Genomic DNA, 22,402 nt, shown 5'->3' on the forward strand with positions numbered 1-22,402 from the left:
CTATCTGGCGTAGGGGTTAGCTAAGAACCAACTTTAAATCATGTCTGTTCATGAGGAAATCGAATCATCAGATGGAGGAGAACGTTACATACCTCAACGAGTACCATCGGCAGCAGAGCAAAAAAATGATCAGGAAAGTCTCCGAGCAGCCCTTGATGTCATTGCAGGAGTGCATTGAGCAAGCAAAGCGGCTCAAGGACCAGCCCCTCAAAACCGTGCCCAAAAAGTCGCGTTAGATAAAGCCCTTCGAGTCGGCGAGGAGAAACTACTTCGCAGATGGGCTATTTCTGAATCGAAAATGTTGCCCGCCGAGCCTTTTACGGATGCCTGGCAGGCTCAAGGTGGCGAAGGTGGCGCCGAGCACCAGGTATATGTTCAATTAGGGGTTTATTATAAACGCAATAACCTCAACTATTACGGTACCTGGTTGAGTTATCTGCACAATCTGTTACTTCATAACTGGCTCTTCCCCGAGACGGGCTACACGTTTCTGGGCTTGATGGATGTCGATGGCTTTTTACATTCTGTTGTTAGTCAGAAAGCCTTACGCGGCATAAGAGGAGCAACGCCTGAGGAGGTAGCCGCTTACATGCTGCCCTTTGACTTCATACCTCTGCAAAACAGCGATTATATCAACGCCAACTTCGGTATTGTCGTCAGTGATTTACATCATCGAAATGTACTTGTGCGGGATGATGGTGAATTGCTGGTGTTTGATCCGGTTATTTACTTGCAGTGATTAGCGTGTTTGCCGATGTCGATGTAGTCAGTATCGGGAGCTATCTGGCGTAGTGCCGGCCGGGACGGTCGGTATTACGTAAGGTGAGGTAGGAACGTTCAATCGTCTCACTGTAGATCAAATTTATTCTTAACCGCCCCCATGCGAGTAGTCTACTTGAGTAATGCGTATAAACTTGGCTTAGGACTATTGGTGTGGCTCCTGTTGGCTAGCCCTACTTACGCTACAAAACCGCGCGTTGATACACTTTCAGCAGGTTATGTGAAGGCCACTCAGCATTGGCTGTATGGGCGAAATAGCCTAGCCAGTACTGCCCTTCGGCAAGTTGCTGCCAACGGTCCTGCGGCCGAAAGAGATGCCGCCCGGTATCTATTGCTGGAAGAGCTGTATTTCTGGCCGGGTCACTACCGGCAGTATCTTCACCTTGCCGATTCGATGAATTTTCGGCCCGCTAATTATGGAATGGCTAGATTATTGGCGGATCAGCCTGCGTTAAAAATCCAGTTAGCAAATGATAGTTTACAAATTCCGTTTATCCTGAAACACAAGGGTCACATAGTCGTAACTGTGCATATCAATGGAAAGGCCGTCCGGCTTGCTCTGGATAGTGGCGCCCAGCGAACAATGATTTCTGGTCGGATGGCGAGAATGATGGAGATAAAAACAGTAGCCGGAGTTGATGTAATAAATTATGAGGAAGAATTGGTCCCCGCTACGATTGGTATGGCAGACTCTCTGGCGCTGAATGGACTAAAGATTAATAATCTGCCTGTTACCACTGTCCAATTGCCTATTCCGGGTATCGATGGGTTGTTGGGCTGGGATGTATTACGCCAGTTTTCTCTATTAATCGACTACCCGAAGCGTCAGCTTATCCTACGTAGGTCAGTGCCGGATTCTACACTGGAAGCCAACTTATTAGGTGGTAGCCGCCCCATGATGTTACTGCGTGGCTCAACCGGTAATCAATTGAAATTTAACATAGATACTGGTTCCAACGAAAAACTTCGGGTGACACCAACGGGGCTAACCAAAATCGGCACGTATACGCTTGGTCGAAAATTTTCGCTGAGAAGCAGCGTGGGGCATGGGTATCATTTTATTAGAGAACGTCACGTCAGAAAATTAACAATCGACATTCTGGGTAAGCAACGGCAGTTTCGCCGTACTGCTCTGGATAAAGCAGACGACATAATTGGCCAATTCCGTAAGGACGGCCTGATTGGTAGTGCACCGTTCCGTCATGGTCGGCTCGTACTCGATATGCCTAACCATCATTTCAACTATACAGAATAACGTTTTTCTGTTGGTTTAATACTTGGTGATTTTAGTATAACCAGGTCTGGTTTTTATAGGTTATTTACGCAGGTAGTGGCTACAAGTAAGGGCAGTTTTACTACAAAAACGCAAGTTCGAGATCAGGCTTAGCGTATAAGCCCGTTAGGGCCTTCACAGCGTAGCGTCGGTAGAAAAAGCCCTCATGGGTAGTAGGTGTGCCGTCAGGTACATAACAGTTGTGTACCTGACGGCACACCTACTACCCATGAGGGCTTTTTCTACCGACGCTACGCTGTTTAGGCCCTAACGAGCCTAAATACAGATCGTCCAATTCCGAAGCCACGTTACAAAAACGCTGAAAATTTCGTAGCTTCGTTAACGACAATTTTCTTACTCTGTGACAACCGATACCCAGCCCCAGGCCCTCATTGAACGCATTCGTGACATTGGTCACCCCGAAGCTGTCCGGCGATTTTTTGGGTTGTTGAAAGAGCTGATCGATATTGTTAACCTGCCCAACGGCGACGCCCGGCTGGCTTTCGTGGTGCGACAGGAAAAGGCCGCCATCACCGCTCATATCAACTTTTTTCAGGCCCTGCGTATTCAGCGCCAGCGTCGCAGTGAAGTCGAATACCACCTGACGGTCAAGAAATCCTGTCAGGAGCGGCTGTCCATTCTTGAGGAACTAGTCTTTGAGCCAATTACCGAAAAGTCCGATTATGTAGCGGCTATCATCGGGCAGTCGAACGTGCATCTGCTCTATCAGCCGGTGTTGCGAACCTGCTGGGAAGACTGCCTGCTCGAACTGGTGGAGACCAGTAAACGGGGGCCGCACTCCGCCCGGCATAACGCCGATGTGTACCGGGCCGCCGAAGACGAAGCCTTTCTGAGCGAAGTTATCCGGCTCGCCGACGACCCAACGCTGGCCGACCGACGACCGACCGACTACACCGCCGAGGAGCCGGAAGCTGACTACGATACCGAGCCGGAGCAGACTAGCCAACCGCATAACCTTATCCTGTTTGGCCCGCCGGGTACGGGTAAAACCTTTGCGTTACAGCCCTATCTGCGCGAAACAAATTCCCGGCCTGGATTGGCCAGCCTCATCACCTTCCATCCGGCCTATAGTTACGAAGAGTTTGTGGAGGGCATTCGCCCGGAGGTGATCAACGGGCAGATCAGCTACCGGATTCGGAAGGGTATTTTTTACAAAGCCTGTCTGTCAGCCATTCAACAGGCCGGTTACGCCACTTTGGCCGATTGTCTCAACGATTCGGTAGAGACGCGCAATCAGAAACTGAAAAAAGCTCAACCGCATTATTTGCTCATTGATGAGATCAACCGGGCCAACGTCGCGAGCGTGTTCGGCGATTTGATCACCCTGCTCGAAAGCGACAAACGGCTGGGTGCAGAAAATGAACTCTGGCTGACGTTGCCCTACTCGCAGGAACGATTCGGCGTGCCGCTGAACCTGTTTGTGATAGCAACCATGAACACCACCGATAAGTCGATTGCACTGCTCGATATTGCCCTTCGCCGTCGATTTTCGTTTCGGGAGGTGGTGCCCGATCCCGGCGTTTTGGGTGTTGTTGACGGTGTCGACCTGGGTCAATTATTACGAACGATCAACGAACGTATCGAATACCTGCTCGACCGTGACCACCAGATTGGACATGCCTATTTCACCAATGTCGAATCCCTGGCCGATTTATGTGCCGCCTTCCGCGATCGGATCATTCCGCTGTTACAGGAATACTTTTTCAATGACTGGGCGAAGATCCAGCTGATCCTGGGCGACAATCCGGCCTGGGGTAAAGACCCCGACCTGCGTTTGGTTCGGGTCAAAAAGAAATATACATCGGCGGCCGCCGGCAAACTGTTCGGCGAACTGCCCGACTCCATCGATGAGGTCGTTACTTATGAGCTTAACCCCAATCTACAACAGGGTGATGTTGACCCGATACCCGCCGATGCCTTTGTGAAGATTTATCAGAAATAGTAAGTAAAGCGGACGGAAGCCCGCTTTTTTGTATCTAAATCAATGTGACGTTCTTAAAAGCGGGTTATCACGGCTCTGTCCGACCACCCACTCTACTATTATGAAAGCGCTCGTTCTTACAGAATACAATCAGTTTGACTTACAGGATGTGCCCAAGCCGGCCATCCGCCCCAATGAAGTCCTAGTGCGTGTACAAGCCGTTGGCATTTGCGGCTCCGATGTGCACGGTATGGATGGCAGCAGTGGCCGACGGATTCCGCCCATTGTCATGGGCCACGAAGCCAGCGGCATTATTGCCGAAGTGGGCAGCGAAGTGAAAAACTGGGTCACCGGCGACCGCGTCACCTTCGATTCGACCGTCTATGTGCTCGATGACTGGTATAGCCGCCGGGGGCAATACAATTTGAGCGATGGACGTGAAGTCGTCGGCGTTTCGACGCCCGATTTCAAGCGTCATGGTGCCTTTGCCGAGTACGTGGCCATTCCCCAGCATATTTTATATGCCGTTCCCGACAATGTTAGTTTCACCCAGGCCGCGCTGGTTGAGCCGGTAGCCGTGGCACTGCATGCCGTTAATCTGACACCCATTCAGGTTAATGATTCGGCAGTCGTCGTTGGGTCGGGCATGATTGGCCTCTTCGTGATTCAGGTGCTGAAACTGGCGGGCTGCGGTACCATCATCGCCATTGACCTGGACGACGACCGGCTGGCGCTGGCCCAAAACCTAGGGGCAACCCACACTATTAACGCTAAAAGCGGTGACCTCGCCAAACAGGTGCAGGACCTGACGCATGGCCGCGGAGCCGACGTTTCCTTTGAAGTGGTAGGAGCCGGGCCAACTGTCAAGACCGCTATCGACTGTGTTCGGAAAGGGGCCACGGTCACGCTGGTGGGGAATCTGGCTCCAACGGTTGAGATGCCTTTGCAGGCCATTGTGACCCGGCAACTGCGGCTTCAGGGTTCCTGTGCCATCAACGGCGAATACGAAGCGGCACTGGCCCTGATCTCGTCCGGGCGCGTCAATGTCGAGGCCATCCTGAGTGCCGAAGTGCCGCTGGACGAAGGGGCTGACTGGTTCAAGCGGCTTTACGGGAAAGAGAAAGGGCTGATTAAGGTCGTGCTGAAACCCTGATCATTGTTTAGCGGCCCACGCGATAATAGCCGGGTACAGATCGGCAACGGTTTGGCCCGGTTTTCTATTTCTATACAGGCGTAACAACTCCTGATCAAACTCCTGAAATCGCCGGAATCCCCGGTACTTTACCATGCCCGACTCAATACCTTCGTTGAGAATGGCGAATGTTTTGGCATCGAAAAGGTCGTTGAACAGGAGGGTCACAAGACTATAATTCATATACTCCTCAAAGCATGACAGCGTATTATCGTAGTTCGTTGAGGGCGTATTGGGCGTGATCCAATCGGTCATACTTCTGAAGGCAACGGCCACTTTGTTACTGTATTTGTCTGCTTCGGGATTGAGGTAGTTATGATTCAGCTCGGTAAAGGCAATGATCATTCGTCTGCCCTGGATAACGTCCTTAGGTAAACCAGCATCGCTTTTGCTGGTAAATGGATAATTAATGTGGCATTGAGCTTCGGTAAACCCGTTATCATCAAATCGGTTTGCTGACTGGTTACTGCCAATCAGGGGCGTGAAAATCATCTTGACGGCGGAGTAGCGCGTTGTCGGAAACTGCTTGTCCAGCCAGGTTTTCATCGTTGCAACGTCTACATTCTTTTTGAAATCAGTGATCAGGCTGGAGTAGTAAGGCTGGTGCTTTTGAAAGAAGGCGTGAAAGCCGGACTGTCTGGCAAATTGCTCTACACCTGGAACGTAAGGCGTTAACTGATTTACCTCTCCCCAGCTCGTTCGGTCATAGACGGGACTTTTCACCAGCTTGTTTGCCTGAAGGATATAGGCATAGCTGTCCATCTTAAGATTATGGTAGTTACTCACGGATTTACGAAGCAGGGAGTCCATCGTACGAACCACCGGATGGTTTTTGTAGGGCGAAAAATGGCTCATTACCTGGGTGTAATACGGGGTGTCTTTTTCGATCGCATCGGTCTTTCCGTAGTCGGTGAGGGCAAAAATCACGTTGATCAACTCATAGACTTCGGGGATTTCAACCAGCGTTTTGCCTTCATTTTCTTTTTTGTAAGCATCTGAAAAGACCGCTTTTTTGACCAGTTTATGACTTGTAAAGTGGCATTGTACTGTATCGCCTTTGCCTTCACGAATGATCCGGAAATCAGTTGTAATTCCATATCGGAGTGCCATTACGACAGAGTCTTTTTCTGATACCAGAACAAAAGGGAGAGCTGGTTTCTCAAGAGCAAAATCATAGGAAAAATCCTTTGGAACGTCGTTGACACCATTAAACATATCCCGCTCGCCATCAATGTACAAAATGACGCTGTTTTGCTTGGTTCGAAGGGTGGGGAGAGTGTGGGTTTGCCCAAATGCGTTAACCAGTGTCGAAATAATCAGTAGAAAAGAGGCTATTTTTTTCACGTTATCAAATGGCTGAGTTGTGTACGCATGTTAGCCAAAATGGCGTAGTAATACAATACTTCGCTCATACAGGGAAACTTCTATTGTAAATCAGCCTTGCACATAATTCAGCCTTTAGTTGAGTAGAAGACCTACTACAATCGCATTTCGTTGGAAGACGTTTTAAAACTATGCCTGAACCCATACGCATTGCCATTATTGGCCCCGGCAAAGTGGCGCATCTGCACGCCAAAGCCGCTTTGGAAATACCCAACGCCGAACTAGTCGCCGTCTATGGCCGAACCTATCAGAAAGCGGAAGATTTCGCTAATCAGTACGGCATTCGTGCTTACAGCGATGTGTACGATATGGTCGACCGGGAGAACGTCGACCTCTGTCTGGTTTGCACCACGCACCCCGGCCACCGGGAGCCAACAGTAGCGGCCCTGAATGCCGGTTCGCACGTGCTGGTCGAAAAACCGCTGGCGTCATCGCTGGAAGATTGCGATGCCATGCTCGAAGCGGCCAAACGCAACAACCGCCACTTGGGCGTCATCAGCCAACGTCGGTTTTATGCACCCAGCCAGCGCATTCGGGAAGCTATTGATACCGGGAGAATAGGAGCGCCTGTACTGGGTACGGTTCAGATGCTCGGCTGGCGCGATGAAAACTATTATAAAAGTGACGCCTGGCGCGGTACTTGGGCCGACGAAGGGGGAGGTGTATTAGTCAATCAGTCGCCCCACCAATTGGATCTACTGCTCTGGTACATGGGCGAAATCGACGAGGTATTCGGGGTCTGGCGCAACCTGAACCACCCCTATATTGAGGTCGATGATACGGCACTGGCCATTGTTAAATTCAAGAACGGCGGGCTGGGCAACATCATCGTCAGTAACTCGCAGAAGCCGGGAATTTTCGGGAAAGTACACGTACACGGCCAGAATGGTGCATCGGTAGGTGTTCAGACCGATGGTGGAGCCCTGTTTATTGCCGGTATGTCGAGCATTACCGACCCGCCGGTCAACGATCTCTGGACGGTGCCCGGTGAAGAAGCCTTACTCGCCAAATTTATCGAAGAAGACACGGCCTTCTTCAACACCATCGACGCTACTGTCTACTACTTCGGTCTGCAAATCGCCGAATTCTGCGACGCCATCCGGGAGGGTCGTGCCCCCGCCGTAACGGGCGAAGAAGGCCGCAAAGTCGTCGCGCTTTTCCAGGCTATCTACGAATCGACACGAACGGGTTTGCCGGTTAAGTTTTAGAAAAGGAGTAAAAGGAGGAGGGGGAATAAAGGGACTTCTTCAATATCCCTTTATTCCCCCTCCTCCTTTTAGGTTAAATTGCCGGATCTCCTGGCGTATTGGTGTTATTATTACGCTCCGTCAGCGGGTAGGGGAAGAAGTTTCGGTTGCGTTCGGCGCCCGTTGCCCCTGGCCCTGGCCGATTGAACCGGCGGCTGTCTTCCAGCCGGAAGCCCTGATAGGCTAACTCAATCTGGCGATTCCGGTAAATTTCTGCCAGAACAGCATCTGCCGTTTGCGCACCCGAATAAGCGGGCAAGGCCGCGCCCAAACCAAATGCATCCTGAGCCGCTGTTTTCGTCAGCACTTTGTTCAGAGACGATACGGCATTAACCAGATCACCTTTCCGGGCATACGCTTCCGCCTGAATTAACAGGATTTCTCCCGGCAGATAAACAGGAATTGCCGCATTGTTGGCCGTATAAAAAGCGGTCGCAATGACCGGCGCTACAGCCGTGTTGGTGCTGGGCTTGGTCAGAAACGCAATTCGCTTATCGGCCGCATCGGGAGCCAGTGTGGCTGGCAGGCCTAGATTAGCGTTGGTGGGCTGAAATACGTTCAGGTTTCCGAAGGTGTATTCGAACAGCGGGTTGCGGGTGTTATCGTCAAAATTGAACACCGACCTTTTCGTTAGGTCAACTTTAGCGGCTGCTGCCAGCGCCTTGTCGTAATCGCCCGAAAGCAGCGCGTACCGGGCAATGAGAGCCTGGATGGTGTTCGGAATGTCGATTCCCGTCACGATTTTACCCGTAAAGTCGGCTGAGACAGGGGCAGATGCTACCTGGGTCGCGGCTGTTTCCAGCGTTGAAATGGCCTCTTTGAACACCTGCGCCCGGGGCACAAACGGAACATTAAATCCCGTCGTTACCGGCGACTGCTCGAAAAACATGCCAAGTGTACCCAAGGACAACGCCCGGAAAATTGACGCATAACCGATAATGCCACTCTTTGTACCGGCATCGGACACAACGCCCGTATTGGCCAGAATCAGTTCGGCATTGGATCGTACCAGATGACTCTGCGTCCACAGGTTCCGCACCACACTGTTGATGTTACTGACGTTACCAGCACCGGTTGCCAGGTTGGCTTCGTCGAGGTTACCTACGTTCAGTACCGACTGCTCGCGGGTGGTCAGGCCCGCTCCGGCGGTGCTGGCATACAGTACGCTCAACGCGCCCCCGGTGGTATAGCGGTATTGCAGCCCGTTGGCGAGCGTCATCAGGCCATCGGGCGAACTAACCGCCTGCGACTGGCTGATGGTACTGGGGTTCAGGTATTCTTTATTACAGGCAACCTGCGTCAGCAGAAGGCCCGTGAGGAGAATGGGTGTTATGATTTTTTTCATAGATATAAAAGCTCATAAACGACAAGTCAGCGACGTGTAAGACGAGAGCTACTTACTCACTACACTCACTAACTAATCAACTAAATTAGAATGTCGCTGACAGTTTAAGCTGGTAGGTACGTGGAATGGGGACGTTTCCGAAGTCGATGCCTCGTAGCAGGTCGTTGTTGCCACCCGCGTTGGTTTCCGGATCGAAGCCCGTGTATTTATCCCACGAATACAGGTTGCGGCCTACCGCCGACACCGTTAGCCGGCTGATCGACTTGATAAGGGTTGGCAGCGTATAGCTGAGCGATACTTCGCGCAGTTTGGTGTACGAACCCGGATCGACCCGGAACTCCTGCGTGTTGTAAATACCGAAGATATAGCCTCGCTTCAGCGTTCCCCGCAGCTCCTGTTCGGCATAGTCGCCAAGGCCTACGCCCTGCCGCGTCCGTTTGTCGGCGTTGAATACATCCGATCCCTGAACCATGTCCAGCAACACATGCAGGTTCAGCTTTTTGTACGACAGATTGGTGCTGAACGAGCCCGTCCACTTTGGGTTCGGGTTACCAATAATCACGTTGGCCAAAGGCTTGGTCACATCCAGCGAGCCGTCTGAGTTACGGGCTGGCACATAGTCGACTGCACCATTAGCCTGTCCTACGGCCCGCTCCGACTGCGGGAAACCCGAGGGCGACAGCAGTAGTGAGCCATCCGGGTTACGGGCATAAGCCGTACCGTAGAACACGCCTACCGGCTGCCCAACGATCAGGTTGACCGGCGTTCCGGAGGCCGACGAGGCATCGGGACTGATGATCGGCAGGCCACCCAGATCAAGGACTTTGTTCCGGTTGTGGTTATAAATGAAGGTCACATCCCAGTTCAGGTCTTTGGTCTTAATAGGCGTTGCGTCCAAAACGATCTCAAACCCTTTATTCTCCATCGACCCTACGTTGTTCACGATGCTGGTACCGCCCGTGGTGGGGGCCAGTGTCCGGTTGACAACCAGGTTGCTGATTTTCTGATTATACGCCGTAACACCTAAACCAATCCGGCCATTCAGGAATGCCAGATCGATACCGCCTTCCAGTTCCGCCATGCGCTCGGGCTGCACGTCGGGGTTGGCCAGTTGCGTGCCGGGCACCACCGTGTTCTTACCCAGGAAACCCACCGGGCTAAACTGGTAAAAACGGGCATACGAACCAATGCCCGACAGATTACCGGCTTCACCGTAACTGGCCCGGAGTTTCAGGCTGTTGAAGGCATTACTAAACGACAGGTTTTTCCAGAAATCAAGATCCGAGACAATAAACGAGCCGCTCACTTTCGGGTAATACTGGTTAGTTTGCGTTGGCGAGAATTTCGACGACTGGTCGCGACGGACGGCCCCGGTGATAAAGGCCAGATTTTTATAGCCGAGCGTGGCCTGCGCAAACAAACCGCTTAGGCTGAAGCGGTCCAGATCGTAGCGCACGACATACGTTGTGTTGCTGGCTCCGCTAACCGTTTCGATGAACGGCGACAGGTTCTGGCCGCTGTTGACCGAGTAATCGGCCTGATAATACTGGTAGCTGTAGCCGATGGCTGCATTCAGTTTAAACTTCTCGCTGAACTGGTTTTCGTACTGAGCGTTCAGGTCGTTGTTGAATTGCAGCACCTGGTTGGTCGCCGTGGCCGCAAATCCACCCGGATAGCGGGCCGCTGGCAGCCCGGCAACCGCCTGATAGGGGTAAGGCCGGATGTAGTTTTTTCCGAACTGCGAATAGGCATCGACACCCACGATATAATCCACCGTCAGCCCTTTCAACGGCGTCAGATTCAGTTGAAGGCTGTTGATGGTCCGGCTCACCGACTGCGAAAACTTCATGTCTTCGATGGTCGAGAGTGGATTTACGCGGGTTGGTTCAACCGCCTGTAAATTCCCGGCAGCGTCCCGCTTTGTAATGTCGTAGATGTTGTTGGTAATGTTGACCGAGTTGATGGGGCTGTAGAATACGTTGCCATTCGCTTTCTCATTGGAAAGGCTATTCGAGTAGCTGATACCCACCGAAATCTTGGCCCAGTTAGCCAGTCGCTGGTCCACGCGGGCGCGGAGGTTATACCGGGTGAAATCCGTATCCTTGATAATACCCTGATTTTTGAGGTAGCCGAACGACACGTAATACTGTGTGTTGTCGCGTCCGCCCGAAATAGACAGGTTATTGTCGGTACCGTAGCCCGTCCGGAAAATCTGGTCGAAATAGTTATACCGCTGTACATCCACGAGGTTAGTTGCCAGCAGGGAGTTCGTTCCGTCGCGGTAAATACTGGTTGTTGTCGTCCCCGGATTAGCCGCTATTTGAGCCGCCGAAATAACCCCGATGGGATACAGCCGAAGCGATGCAAAGCCGAATTGCTTGCCATAGGTATTCACTGGAACCCCTTTTCGCAGTTCGTTGATGTTGAACGACGTGGTGAAGTTGACCTGCGCCTTGCCACTCTGGCCCCGCTTGGTGGTAATGATCACCACACCATTGGCCGCCCGTGAACCGTATTGAGCAGCCGCAGCCGCACCGTTCACGACGTTGATGGTCGAAATATCGTCCGGGTTAATGTCTGACAGACGGTTCTGGCCGACGTTGGCATTGCCCACATCATTAGCCAGTGCCAACTGCGAAACGTTGGTGCTGGCGTTGCTCACGATCACCCCATCCACAACGTACAGCGGGTCCGATGAACCCACCAGCGACTTGATCCCCCGCAGGCGAATGCTGATCCCACCGGCCGGGTCGCCGGAGTTCTGCGTGATTTGGGCGCCCGGTACTTTGCCTTGTAAGGAGTTGATCAGGTTGCCCGAGCCGCTTTGGGTTAAATCAGCCGCTTTGATAGTGCTGATGGCGTTGCCCAACTCCCGCTTGGGCGCCGACAGGGTAGAGCCCGTGACCACCACTTCGTCGAGGTTTGTAGCCGCTGCCACGAGTTGTGCGTTCACAGTTACTTCATCGGCATTTCCCAATGTAATATTCTGGCGCAGGGTTTCATAACCGATCGATGTAAACGCAAGGGTAACCGGACCTGGTTTGATTGTAACCGGAAGCGTGTAGTTGCCTTCAGCGTCGGTGGTTGTACCTACCGTTGTGCCAACCAGCACAACGGTGGTACCGGGAAGCCCCATTTTTTCGGGATCGGTAACTCGTCCTTTCAGCGTGTATCGAGTGCTCTGCGCAAACACATTTGTGCAAAGCAGCAAGGTTAGCACCAGCATCCATAAGCAATGCATGTGTCGGCCAACAAGAAAGTACCTGTTTGTCATAGGAGAATAAATTGGTAAATGAATAAATTGGTGATTTGCAAATCGAAATATACTCACAAAAGGAGTTCGCAAGATGTCTTTTGAGGAGCAGCGGTCGCATCAGCATCAAATCCTAATTTTTAGTAGCTTTGACTCTTTGATAAGTTCTAATTACTTCATGACAAATCGAAACTTAACCAGATGGCTGCTTGGTGCTGCCGTTCTGCTTACCCATTTGGCAACTGGCCAATCGGCAAAACAGCCGTATTCCAATCTTCAGCAAGCTATTTTTTCGGGAGGGCAGCTTAATGGCTCGTCGGGGCCAAGGTCGGTCAACTGGATCGAAGGTGGTAACAAGTTCTCGTTCATTGACGGGCAGAGCACTATCAAAACGCTTTCGCCGAAAGACCAGAAAGAAGAGGTGGTATTTGACGGGAGTCAGCTGAAGTTTCCCGGTACCGACAAGCTTTTCACGTACGGTTCGTTTCAATGGTCGAAAGACTCCAAGAACATACTCTTTCAGTCGAACTTTCGCCCCGTTTACCGGCGGTCGGGCATCTCCGACTACTACGTGTATGCCGTGGCCGACAAGAGCCTGAAGCTTGTGGCCAAAGACGCCCAAACTGCTGAGTTGGCGCCCGATGGCAGCAAAGTTGGCTACGAGCGGGGCGGTAACCTGTTTGTGTTCGATTTTGCCACCCAAAAGGAAGCCCAGCTTACCGACGACGCCAAACCCGCTTTCTACAACGGACGCTTCGGTTGGGCCTACGAAGAAGAGTTTGGCCTGGCGCAGGCCTGGGACTGGTCGCCGGATAGCAAGTTCATCGCCTTCTGGCAGTCTGACGAGCGGGAGGTTCCTATCTATAAACTAACCGATTATAAAGGTTTCGACGAGAAGTTCGATTCACTGCCCTACCCGCGCGTGGGCGACAAAAATCCAACAGTTCGCATTGGTGTCATAGAAATCGCCAATAAAGCAAAACAGTGGATGAAGGTCGACTTAGGGGATGGCTATATCCCCCGCATTTACTGGACGTCGCAGGAGGGCCAGCTGGCGCTGATGCACCTGAACCGGAAGCAGAACCATCTGCGGCTGTTCATGGCAAACGCCCGGACGGGTGAGGCCCGGCAGATTATGGAAGAAAAGTCAACCACCTGGGTTGATGTGTTCGATTTCTTTGCCGGTATCAACCACCTGATATATTTCCCGGCGGGTGTGCAGGAGTTCTACTGGGTATCGGACCGCGACGGGTTTGCGCATTTGTATCGCTACGATTATACCGGCAAGCTGCTCAATGCCGTAACCAGCGGCAAATGGGAGGTAAGCTATGTCCACCACATCGATCCCAAAACAAAGAAAGTTTATTTTACCTCAACCGAGGCATCACCCCTGGAGCGGCAGTTATTTGTCGCCGACGTCGATGGTAAGAACAAGCGTCGGTTAACGACCGTACCGGGTAAGCACGCGGTTAACTTCTCGCCCAACGGGCAATACTTCATTGATCGCTATTCCAATATTTCGACACCCACGCAGGTCGAACTGCGGGATGTAAAAGGGCAATTGATAAAAGCGCTCGAAACCAACAAAAAGGTGTCGGACTACGTGGCCAGTCATGGCTATTCGCCCAAGGAGTTGACCCATTTTACCACCACCGACGGGCAGCAGATCGACATTTCGATTATCAAACCCGCTGACTTTGATCCCAACAAAAAGTATCCGGTGGTGATGGACATTTACGGTGGACCGGGAGCACAGTCGGTATACAATGAGTTTGCTACAACAAGCTGGCACCAGTGGCTGGCTCAAACGGGTTACATTGTGGTGGGTGTCAACAACCGGGGCAGCGGTGGCTACGGCCGCGAGTTCGAGAAGGTAGTGTACGAAAAACTCGGTAAATACGAGAGCCTTGACTTCGCCGAAGCAGCCGCGTATCTGGCCAAACAGCCCTGGGTGGATGGCAACCGGATGGCCATTCGCGGGCATAGTTACGGTGGATACATGAGCAGCTATACCATGCTGACGCACCCCGGCGTCTTTAAAGTGTCGCTGGTGGGCGCCCCCGTAACCGACTGGCGTCTGTACGATTCCATTTATACAGAGCGGTATATGGGTCTTATTCCCGAAAATGAAGAAAAGTACAAAGCCAGTGCTGTGACGTCTTACGCCAAAAATCTGGCCGGGAAAATGTTCATCGCCCACTCGACAATGGACGAAAACGTTCACGTTCGAAATACGTTCCAACTAATGAACGCACTTGAAGACGCTGGTAAGGATGCCGACCTGCGCATCTACCCGCCCGGTGCGCACGGGGTTGCTTATAGTTCGGGTACCCAATTGTTGCTCTATCAGCAGTACACGACCTACCTCGAAACGAATTTGAAAGGGAGCCCTCTGAATTAAGATAGGATTAAAATGAAAAGCCCGGTTAATAAATAGCCGGGCTTTTCTATTAGTCGTCTTTCATCGTTTAAGTTCTGTATGTCAAGTACTTATTTACTTATACTTATTTTCTATAGTTTTTGTAGGATAAATACTTAAATATTCTGCCGATGAACATATTTGTGTAGAGCTGGTTTGACATTACAGAACTGCTTTTTGGTTCGTTATCTTACTACACAAACAGTAAACGTTATGAAAAAATTAATCATCGCTGCCGCTGCCTGCGCCCTGCTGGCAATAGCTCAACCCACCAATGCCCAGGCCGTTCAGGAAGGGAAAGCCGCTAAGAAAGAGATGAAGGCTGAGAAGAAAGTGGCTAAAGCGCAAGAATACAAGATGGAAGCCCGTACTCATAAAGGACTGGAAGTCAAAGGTATTTCGGACCCTAAAACCCGGATGGCCAAAGCCGACAGAAAAATGGAGAAGGCTGAGAAGAAAGTGATGAAAGGCGAAGCAAAGGAATTGAAAGCCGTTGCGAAAGAAAAGCAAAAGCAGGCTGCCGGTGTAAACTAAGGCCCTTTTTATTAAAAAGTACAATACTCATTTACCCATTCACTTACACAATGAAGCGGAGGAAAGCAGCAATGCCGTCCTCCGCTTTTTATGTTACTTATACCTAGACGTTTAGGGCTGCCGCAATGCCCGCCGAATGACGTCCTCAACGCTGAGCGTTGGGTCGGCCCGCAGGGCATCGTCTACACTCTTTTCGGCAGTTAGTTTGGGGAAACCGAGGGCTACTAAAGCTGCCAGCGATTCTTCCCGGATAGGATTAGCCGCCGGTTGTTGGCGATAGGATGGTCCATCGGGTACCACGCCCGCCCGTTTCATCTTATCGCGTAGTTCCAGAATAATACGCTGGGCTGTTTTAGCACCGATGCCTTTAATGGCCTGTACCGCCCGGACATTTTCGCCCAGAATTGCCAGCCGCAGATCACCCGGCTGCATGGCCGACAGCATACCGAGAGCGGTATTCGGGCCAACGCCTGACACACCGATCAGGTCAAGAAATAAGCTTTTCTCATCCGCATTGGCGAAGCCGTATAAGGACTGCGAATCTTCCCGGAAGAGGTGATGAATGAAAAGTTTGATCCGGTCGCCACCACCGGGCAGCACCGTGTATGTCTGGAGTGATATATGTACTAAATAGCCGATGCCATGGACGTCGATAATGGCATGGGTAGCTTCTTTATAGGACAGAGTTCCGTCTAGGTAAGCGATCATTCGTTAGCTGGAAAAGCTTGTTTTTAAGGTAGTTATCGTAGAGTAAAGATACGAAAAACCCACGACTTTTGGGTAAAAGGTCGTGGGTTAGTTGGATTGGAGTGAGTGTACTTATCCCACAATGAGTTTCTGGCCGGGACGTAATGAATTGCTTCGAATGTGGTTCATTCGTTTAAGCTGGTCGATGGTTAGATCGTACCGCTGAACGATGTTCCAGAGCGTATCGCCACTCTGCACCCGATGGTAGCGGGGCTTGTAATGCTTCGACTTCGCCAATACTTCGGCTTTTTTGCGGCTCTTGGCTGTTCCCTGATCGGTTAGTCGTTCCGCGCGGGTTTCGGCAACTTCTTTCAGGATAACCAGCTTCTGCCCACGCCGGATGCTGGTAGACCGTAGATGGTTCCAGCGCTTTAGATCGTAAAGCTCGACGTTGTACCGGTCGGCAATTTGCAGTAGATTGTCCCCTTTTCTTACCGTGTACGTTTGCTTCTTCGGTTTGCGAAGTACGACTGTTTCGATATCTTCTTCCGGTTCATCGGCCGATTCGGCATTGGCGAGTCTTGCCTCTACCCGGTCAGTCTGCGTTTCGTCTAGACTGATACGAGCCAGTGGGTTTCGGCCTAATTCATTCCAGGCACCCATTGAATCGCTGCCATATCGAACGTCTTCCGCACTTGCCAGCAGAATATGATCCATGACATTCGGACGTCGGCTTGCCGAGTCCAGAATAGCGCGTCTGCGACTGGCGAAATAGCCGTACTGTTCCCGGGGCACCCGGAGCGGGTAATGGTTTGTGTACTCCGGTAAAATGGTTGTTGTGATGGCCGGATTCATCTTTTGCAGATCGGCCAGCGCCATGCTGCTGTGTTTGGCAAAGGTTTCGAGATTGAAGTAGCCACTCACCTGAATGGTATCATGTGGAATGGGGTATTCGTACTTTTCGGCCACAATACCGTGATCATTGGCGTAATTCATCAGGTAGGTGAACGCCACAAACTGCGGCACATATCCACGGGTTTCTTTGGGCAGGGCATCGTAGATTGTATAGAATGAATCGCCCCCCGACCGGCGCATGGCGCGTTTGACTGCATTAGGGCCGCAATTGTAGGCGGCCATAGCCAGCTCCCAGTCGCCGAAGATGCTGTACAGATCACGCAGGTATTTGCAGGCGGCTTCCGTTGCTTTAACAGGATCCATGCGCTCATCGACATAATCGTCCTGATACAACCGTAAATCGCGGCCGGTACCGGGCATGATCTGCCAGAGTCCACCGGCACCCGCTCTCGAGATAGCTCGTGGATTCAGCGCCGACTCGACAATGGAGAGGTATTTGAATTCGTCCGGGAGGCCGTACTGGGCGAGCACGCGCTCATAGAGCGGGAAGAAAAGAGGCATACGCTCCAGCATCGTTTTGGTCGTACTGGCTTTGCGGAACGTAAAATAATCCACATAAGCCTGTACGGCTTTGTGGTAATTCAGCGGAATGGATTTTTGCAGTTTCGCCAGTCGCTCACGTAACAGACTGTCGGGCACTGTTGGCACAAGCGCAATAGTGTCTTTCTTGACGATTGTACTGTCCAGTTGAATCGGAGTTTTAGCGCGGGCTCCTGTCGTCAGGCCAACCAGCACCGTACTCATCAGCCCGAATATCAGCAGGCTACGGTTCAGGTAGTTCATATAGGTTTCGTTCAGTTACGTTTGTTATAGTTGACGTAGGATATAGGATGTATGATGTATTGATATATCCTACATCACATATCCTGCATCTTTCTGGCCAGGGCTACCAGAGCACCTTCTGCAAAAGGTGGAGCCATCAGTTGCACCCCAATGGGCAGTCCGTTGGCATCCGTTCCGGCTGGAATAGATATGGCCGGATAACCAACTACATTGGCCTGCACCGTAAAAATATCGGCGAGGTACATTTGCAATGGGTCATCGCTGGTGCTTCCTCCGGTCTTTTCACCCAGGCGAAAGGCCGGTGTTGGTGTGGTTGGTGATAATAAAAAGTCGTACTGCTCAAAAAGCTGTTCGGCTTCCTGACGAATCAATCGGCGAACTTGTTGCGCTTTGGTATAATAGGCATCATAATAGCTGGCACTTAACGCAAACGTGCCTAGCAGAATACGTTTACGGACCTCAGCGCCGAACCCTTCCGTGCGGCTTTTTTTGTACAACGACAAAAGGTCCAAAGCTGGTGTGTCGTTGGATAGACTTCTGTAGCCGTATCGTACGCCGTCGAAGCGGGATAGGTTGGAGGAAGCTTCGGCCGTGGTTAAGATATAATAGGTTGGCAGCAAGTATTTAATAAGCGATATATCAACGGCGTCTACCGTATGACCGGCCTTTCTGAGTGCGTCGATCTTTGCCTGGGTTGCTGCCCGAACGGATGCATCGACGCCCGAACTTTCGACCCCATCCCGCAAATAAGCGATACGGAGCGGCCGATCGGGCAACGTTGCCTGTGAATAAGCCGAAACGGGCTGGCTCGAAACAGTACTGTCGAACGCATCGGGACCGGCCATGATTTCGAGCAAAAGAGCCGCATCGTCAACGGTGTTGGCAATCGGGCCGATGCAATCGAAAGAAGAGGCATAGGCAATCAGACCCCACCGGCTGATGCGGCCGTAGGTTGGTTTGAGGCCTACAACCCCACAAAATGCGGCTGGCTGACGAACCGAGCCGCCCGTGTCGGAACCAATGCTGGCCAGACAAAGTCCCGCCTGCACCGCTACGGCCGACCCGCCACTCGACCCACCCGGTACCCGACTGGTGTCGGCGGCATTAAGAACCGGACCAAACGAGGAGTTTTCATTCGATGAGCCCATAGCGAACTCATCGCAGTTTTGGCGACCAATGATAATAACGTCTTCATCGAGCAGGCGCTGAACGGCCGTGGCTGTAAATTGAGCCGTGAAATTTTCCAGAATTTTACTGCCCGCCCGAACGCCATGGCCGGTATAACTCAAAACATCTTTTATGCCAATGACCATACCGGCTAACCGACCGGCTGTTCCGGCGGCTAGTTTCTGGTCGACAGCTTCGGCCTGTTGACGGGCTTCGCTGGCATATACTTCGGTGAATACGTTGAGATGACTAGTCTCGTCGATGCGGACGAGGTACTGCTCTACCAATTGCTGGCAGGTAAGGGAGCCGTTACGAAGGTCGGCCTGAACGGTGGAGAAGTTACGGTATAGTGTCAAAATAGAGGATATGACTTGAAAACCCTATAAAGCAGAAACAGACAATTGAGCGGCTCCTGTTTGGGGCAGCTCAATTGTCTGTCTATAAATGAAGCGGATTATTTCTCCGACTCTTTCAGACCTTCTTCGATATTTTCGCGAACGTCTTTGGTAGCGTCTTTGAATTCTTTGATGCCTTTACCAAGTCCCCGTGCGAGTTCGGGAATCTTTTTAGCGCCAAACAACAGGAGCAACGCCAGGAAGATAAAAATCATTTCCTGACCGCCCAAACCCATAAATGCCAAAATGTTTGCCGAAATCATGTTACCTGGGATTTGAATGTATGCAAAATTAACAAAACTCTCTCGTACAATCTATTAAAACTCAGTGAAACTTACGCAGCAATCATCCGTTTGGTTTTGTGACTGCTGTTTAAAGTTGCATCCGATTACCGAATTTTTGCCTGAATAATGTTTCCGGTAGCAGACGAGAACAACGCTGTTGTAAACCTTAAACGGAAAAGTTGCCCTGTTTTACTCACCCAATCTTAATAGTTTTGACCGGTTGGGTTGTCATTTCACCCGTAGCGGCCGTCGTTTGTTCCCACTGTCGGAACTTCTCAATATCATCTTTTATGCCACTGAACAGCCACAGCATCAAGGCTATATCGTCCGTTAACCCTACAATGGGCAGAAAGTCGGGCAGGATGTCAATGGGCGACACAAAATAAATAAGTACCGCAATGACACGGATGAGGGTCTTCCAGGGTAACTGGCGATACTCACCCGAGGCATAGGCTTTCAGGAGCCGTGTTACAATGCCCAGTTGCTCACGGAAGACGGCTATGTTACTGCCCGACAAGCCACCACTCTTGTTCAGTGCATCCCGGATTAACTGGTAAAGACTCCGGGAGTTACGCGCATAGCGAACAGCGCCAACATTGGCTCGTTTAAAGAAAATAGAGGTTAAAATCCGCGAAATAAGACTTTTGTTTGCCATTGTTATTCGTGTGGTTCGTGCCGATAGCGAACCGGCAACGCAAATTATAGTGAATGTTTAACAAAAATAATTCACTGAATAATTAATAAACGTTGGAACCGACTATAAGTTTTAATTGGTGCATTGTGGTTTGTCTTGATGGTGAGACGTACTTTTGCGGACGTTTGTTAACCCTTTAATTCCGAATACTGTATGAAAGTTACCGTAGTAGGCGCCGGGGCCGTTGGAGCCACCTGCGCCGATAACATCGCCCGCCGGGAACTCGCCCATGAAGTCGTTTTATTAGATATTAAAGAAGGTATCAGCGAAGGTAAGTCGCTGGATATGCTTCAGGCGTCAACCTTGCTCGACTGCGATGTAAAGCTGACGGGTTCTACCAATGATTATGAGAAAACGGCCGGTTCTGATGTTGTTGTGATCACCTCGGGTTTACCCCGTAAGCCGGGCATGACCCGCGAAGATCTGATCGGTATCAACGCAGGTATTGTAAAAGGCGTTACCGAGAACATTCTGAAATACTCGCCCGATGCCATTTTCATTATCATTTCTAACCCAATGGATACGATGACGTATCTGGCGCTGAAAGCATCAGGTTTGCCAAAGAATCGGGTTATTGGTTTGGGTGGTGCGCTGGATTCGGCTCGTTTCAAAACCTACCTGTCGCTGGCAATGGAGTGCTCGCCCAACGATTTACAGGCATCGGTTATCGGTGGTCACGGCGACACGACCATGATTCCGCTGACGCGTCTGGCCACGAAAGCCGGTGTGCCGGTAAGCCAGTTCCTGGACGAAGATACCCTGAAGAAAGTAGCTGCCGACACGATGGTAGGTGGTGCCACGCTGACCGGCCTGATCGGTACATCGGCTTGGTACGCACCGGGTGCGGCTGGTGCCTATATGGTAGAAGCTATCGTGCGCGACCAGAAGCGGATCATCCCCTCCTGCGTATTGCTGGAAGGCGAATACGGGCAGTCGGATATTTGTCTGGGTGTTCCCGTCGTATTGGGCCGCAATGGCTGGGAAGAAATCATTGATTACAAATTGACCGACGAAGAGCAGGCTGCCTTCAACAAATCGGCCGATGCCGTTCGGAATATGAATGGCGTACTGAGCACGCTGAATATTGGTATCTAGTCGATAGATACCTATCATAAAAAAGCGCTTTGCATAAACTTATGCAAAGCGCTTTTTTATGACAAGTGAGGTCATCTGTATTGCTTATTACGCGTTATTAGCCTTCTTTACTGCTAGGATTAATTATAGCCACACACTTAAACGTTTTAACATGCGGTACTTATTACTGATTTACATTAGTCTTTATGCTAGTCTTGCAAAAGGCCAAATCGACACTATCTACACAAATAAAGAGAAGATTGCCTGTTCTATTAAAGAGGTCACCCCAGATGCAATTCAATTCACTTATCCTAACGAGACAATAGTAAATTCTCTTTATAAAAATACAATACAAAAAGTGGTCTTCCGCTCCGGACGAACGCAGGTTTTTTCTGAATCGTCACCCTTAATAGAAATTACCGGTATCGAAGATTACAGTAAAGTGACTATTACACAGGTTGAGAGTGAACTGAAAGGACTTTACAAGATAGGTGAAGTTAGCTCCTCCTCTCGTGGTGGTACTGCTTATTCAAATGTTGATCGAGTAAAAGAACGTGCATTGAATAAACTGAAAATGGAAGCTGTCATGCGTGGAGCTAACTTAGTTTACATGGCTTATCAGAAAACAGAAGGTAACCATTATGGCGGCTACTTCCAGTCTGCAAAAGCTGCTGAAACCATATATAGTGGCGTCGCCTATTCCAATAATCTTCTAAAAAAGCAGGAGTTAATGGATAGATTATCAGGTGTTGACTTTCTTGTGTCTGATAAGCAGATCGTTTTGCTTAAGGGAATGGCTATTTATAAAGCGGAGTATTCTTTCGAGTATATCAAGACCGAAATCCGGATATCACGTGTTTACGAGGAAGGGAGTCAACTCTTTGTTGAAGCTAAAATTCGAAATTTTGAAAGTATTGCGTTTCGAGTTGTTCGGTTTAATGATAGCACGTTCACGTTGCTTGCCGAAGACAAAAATAGAATAATGAACTTTATTGTACCATTCAAAAGCTGATACCGAGTTTTGGAATATGAATG

The 22,402-nt window shown here is 50.7% G+C and carries 17 protein-coding genes and 1 pseudogene; 10 read left to right on the forward strand and 8 right to left on the reverse strand.

Annotated elements, in window-relative coordinates; translation table 11 throughout:
* Positions 1 to 50 precede the first annotated feature (50 nt).
* The 5 genes and pseudogenes from ACYVJM_RS13565 to ACYVJM_RS13585 all read left to right on the forward strand — a co-directional run bounded on the left by ACYVJM_RS13565 (position 51) and on the right by ACYVJM_RS13585 (position 5,148).
* Positions 51 to 236: a hypothetical protein gene (locus ACYVJM_RS13565; protein ID WP_097126664.1), complete on the forward strand. Its 186-nt coding sequence runs from the start codon at positions 51 to 53 to the stop codon at positions 234 to 236.
* A 32-nt stretch (positions 237 to 268) separates the two neighbouring features.
* A pseudogene (locus tag ACYVJM_RS13570) lies at positions 269 to 739 on the forward strand (putative polyvalent protein kinase domain-containing protein); the annotation flags it as partial.
* A gap of 141 nt (positions 740 to 880) precedes the next feature.
* Entirely contained in the window at positions 881 to 2,035 is a 1,155-nt protein-coding gene (locus ACYVJM_RS13575) for a retropepsin-like aspartic protease (RefSeq protein ID WP_461148784.1), read from the forward strand.
* 379 nt (positions 2,036 to 2,414) lie between these two features.
* Positions 2,415 to 4,016, forward strand: coding sequence for an McrB family protein (locus ACYVJM_RS13580; protein ID WP_461148785.1), 1,602 nt, complete (start codon positions 2,415 to 2,417; stop codon positions 4,014 to 4,016).
* A gap of 100 nt (positions 4,017 to 4,116) precedes the next feature.
* Positions 4,117 to 5,148, forward strand: coding sequence for a galactitol-1-phosphate 5-dehydrogenase (locus ACYVJM_RS13585; RefSeq protein ID WP_461148786.1), 1,032 nt, complete (start codon positions 4,117 to 4,119; stop codon positions 5,146 to 5,148).
* Here the strand turns inward: ACYVJM_RS13585 and ACYVJM_RS13590 are convergent, their stop codons facing one another.
* Entirely contained in the window at positions 5,149 to 6,531 is a 1,383-nt protein-coding gene (locus tag ACYVJM_RS13590) for a DUF4932 domain-containing protein (RefSeq protein WP_461148787.1), read from the reverse strand. It abuts the gene before it with no gap.
* Between the two features lie 170 nt (positions 6,532 to 6,701).
* On the opposite strand from ACYVJM_RS13590, the gene ACYVJM_RS13595 reads away from it, so the two are divergent.
* Positions 6,702 to 7,778 carry a Gfo/Idh/MocA family protein gene (locus ACYVJM_RS13595; RefSeq protein WP_461148788.1) on the forward strand — a complete coding sequence of 359 codons (1,077 nt, stop codon included), beginning with the start codon at positions 6,702 to 6,704 and terminating at the stop codon, positions 7,776 to 7,778.
* 73 nt (positions 7,779 to 7,851) lie between these two features.
* Here ACYVJM_RS13595 and ACYVJM_RS13600 read toward each other — a convergent pair whose 3' ends face one another.
* On the reverse strand, positions 7,852 to 9,162 hold the full coding sequence (locus ACYVJM_RS13600) for a RagB/SusD family nutrient uptake outer membrane protein (RefSeq protein ID WP_461148789.1): 1,311 nt from the start codon (positions 9,160 to 9,162) through the stop codon (positions 7,852 to 7,854).
* A gap of 85 nt (positions 9,163 to 9,247) precedes the next feature.
* Positions 9,248 to 12,388 carry a SusC/RagA family TonB-linked outer membrane protein gene (locus tag ACYVJM_RS13605; RefSeq protein ID WP_461149223.1) on the reverse strand — a complete coding sequence of 1,047 codons (3,141 nt, stop codon included), beginning with the start codon at positions 12,386 to 12,388 and terminating at the stop codon, positions 9,248 to 9,250.
* Between the two features lie 205 nt (positions 12,389 to 12,593).
* Between ACYVJM_RS13605 and ACYVJM_RS13610 the strand changes: the two genes are divergently transcribed.
* Together ACYVJM_RS13610 and ACYVJM_RS13615 are read left to right on the forward strand one after the other, a co-directional pair.
* The gene (locus ACYVJM_RS13610; protein ID WP_461148790.1) at positions 12,594 to 14,816 is read left to right on the forward strand and encodes a S9 family peptidase; all 2,223 of its coding nucleotides are present in this window, start codon (positions 12,594 to 12,596) and stop codon (positions 14,814 to 14,816) included.
* Positions 14,817 to 15,047: 231 nt separating this feature from the next.
* Positions 15,048 to 15,368 carry a hypothetical protein gene (locus ACYVJM_RS13615; RefSeq protein ID WP_461148791.1) on the forward strand — a complete coding sequence of 107 codons (321 nt, stop codon included), beginning with the start codon at positions 15,048 to 15,050 and terminating at the stop codon, positions 15,366 to 15,368.
* Between the two features lie 111 nt (positions 15,369 to 15,479).
* Here ACYVJM_RS13615 and ruvA read toward each other — a convergent pair whose 3' ends face one another.
* The 5 genes from ruvA to ACYVJM_RS13640 all read right to left on the reverse strand — a co-directional run bounded on the left by ruvA (position 15,480) and on the right by ACYVJM_RS13640 (position 20,254).
* On the reverse strand, positions 15,480 to 16,076 hold the full coding sequence (ruvA, locus tag ACYVJM_RS13620) for a Holliday junction branch migration protein RuvA (protein ID WP_461148792.1): 597 nt from the start codon (positions 16,074 to 16,076) through the stop codon (positions 15,480 to 15,482).
* Between the two features lie 111 nt (positions 16,077 to 16,187).
* Positions 16,188 to 17,753, reverse strand: a complete 1,566-nt coding sequence (locus ACYVJM_RS13625; RefSeq protein ID WP_461148793.1) for a lytic transglycosylase domain-containing protein — start codon at positions 17,751 to 17,753, stop codon at positions 16,188 to 16,190.
* A 74-nt stretch (positions 17,754 to 17,827) separates the two neighbouring features.
* Entirely contained in the window at positions 17,828 to 19,276 is a 1,449-nt protein-coding gene (gatA, locus tag ACYVJM_RS13630; protein WP_461148794.1) for an Asp-tRNA(Asn)/Glu-tRNA(Gln) amidotransferase subunit GatA, read from the reverse strand.
* 98 nt (positions 19,277 to 19,374) lie between these two features.
* A complete protein-coding gene (locus tag ACYVJM_RS13635) occupies positions 19,375 to 19,578 on the reverse strand; it encodes a Sec-independent protein translocase subunit TatA/TatB (protein ID WP_012928982.1) in 204 nt (67 codons plus the stop codon).
* Between the two features lie 214 nt (positions 19,579 to 19,792).
* A complete protein-coding gene (locus ACYVJM_RS13640) occupies positions 19,793 to 20,254 on the reverse strand; it encodes a YkvA family protein (protein WP_297371545.1) in 462 nt (153 codons plus the stop codon).
* Positions 20,255 to 20,446: 192 nt separating this feature from the next.
* Here ACYVJM_RS13640 and mdh point away from each other — a divergent pair, with 192 nt between their 5' ends.
* Positions 20,447 to 21,388: a malate dehydrogenase gene (gene mdh / locus ACYVJM_RS13645; protein ID WP_461148795.1), complete on the forward strand. Its 942-nt coding sequence runs from the start codon at positions 20,447 to 20,449 to the stop codon at positions 21,386 to 21,388.
* 151 nt (positions 21,389 to 21,539) lie between these two features.
* Positions 21,540 to 22,379 carry a hypothetical protein gene (locus tag ACYVJM_RS13650; RefSeq protein WP_461148796.1) on the forward strand — a complete coding sequence of 280 codons (840 nt, stop codon included), beginning with the start codon at positions 21,540 to 21,542 and terminating at the stop codon, positions 22,377 to 22,379.
* Positions 22,380 to 22,402: the final 23 nt, after the last annotated feature.

It is taken from the genome of Spirosoma pulveris (genome assembly GCF_054781875.1).

What these genes read in the sequence shown, in the direction of transcription:
- ACYVJM_RS13565 (WP_097126664.1), top strand. Translation starts at nt 51, where the DNA reads ATGAGGAAATCGAATCATCAGATGGAGGAGAACGTTACATACCTCAAC.
- ACYVJM_RS13575 (WP_461148784.1), top strand. Translation starts at nt 881, where the DNA reads ATGCGAGTAGTCTACTTGAGTAATGCGTATAAACTTGGCTTAGGACTA.
- ACYVJM_RS13585 (WP_461148786.1), top strand. Translation starts at nt 4,117, where the DNA reads ATGAAAGCGCTCGTTCTTACAGAATACAATCAGTTTGACTTACAGGAT.
- ACYVJM_RS13595 (WP_461148788.1), top strand. Translation starts at nt 6,702, where the DNA reads ATGCCTGAACCCATACGCATTGCCATTATTGGCCCCGGCAAAGTGGCG.
- ACYVJM_RS13600 (WP_461148789.1), bottom strand. Translation starts at nt 9,162, where the DNA reads ATGAAAAAAATCATAACACCCATTCTCCTCACGGGCCTTCTGCTGACG.
- ACYVJM_RS13605 (WP_461149223.1), bottom strand. Translation starts at nt 12,388, where the DNA reads ATGCTGGTGCTAACCTTGCTGCTTTGCACAAATGTGTTTGCGCAGAGC.
- ACYVJM_RS13610 (WP_461148790.1), top strand. Translation starts at nt 12,594, where the DNA reads ATGACAAATCGAAACTTAACCAGATGGCTGCTTGGTGCTGCCGTTCTG.
- ACYVJM_RS13615 (WP_461148791.1), top strand. Translation starts at nt 15,048, where the DNA reads ATGAAAAAATTAATCATCGCTGCCGCTGCCTGCGCCCTGCTGGCAATA.
- ruvA (WP_461148792.1), bottom strand. Translation starts at nt 16,076, where the DNA reads ATGATCGCTTACCTAGACGGAACTCTGTCCTATAAAGAAGCTACCCAT.
- ACYVJM_RS13625 (WP_461148793.1), bottom strand. Translation starts at nt 17,753, where the DNA reads ATGAACTACCTGAACCGTAGCCTGCTGATATTCGGGCTGATGAGTACG.
- ACYVJM_RS13635 (WP_012928982.1), bottom strand. Translation starts at nt 19,578, where the DNA reads ATGATTTCGGCAAACATTTTGGCATTTATGGGTTTGGGCGGTCAGGAA.
- ACYVJM_RS13640 (WP_297371545.1), bottom strand. Translation starts at nt 20,254, where the DNA reads ATGGCAAACAAAAGTCTTATTTCGCGGATTTTAACCTCTATTTTCTTT.
- mdh (WP_461148795.1), top strand. Translation starts at nt 20,447, where the DNA reads ATGAAAGTTACCGTAGTAGGCGCCGGGGCCGTTGGAGCCACCTGCGCC.
- ACYVJM_RS13650 (WP_461148796.1), top strand. Translation starts at nt 21,540, where the DNA reads ATGCGGTACTTATTACTGATTTACATTAGTCTTTATGCTAGTCTTGCA.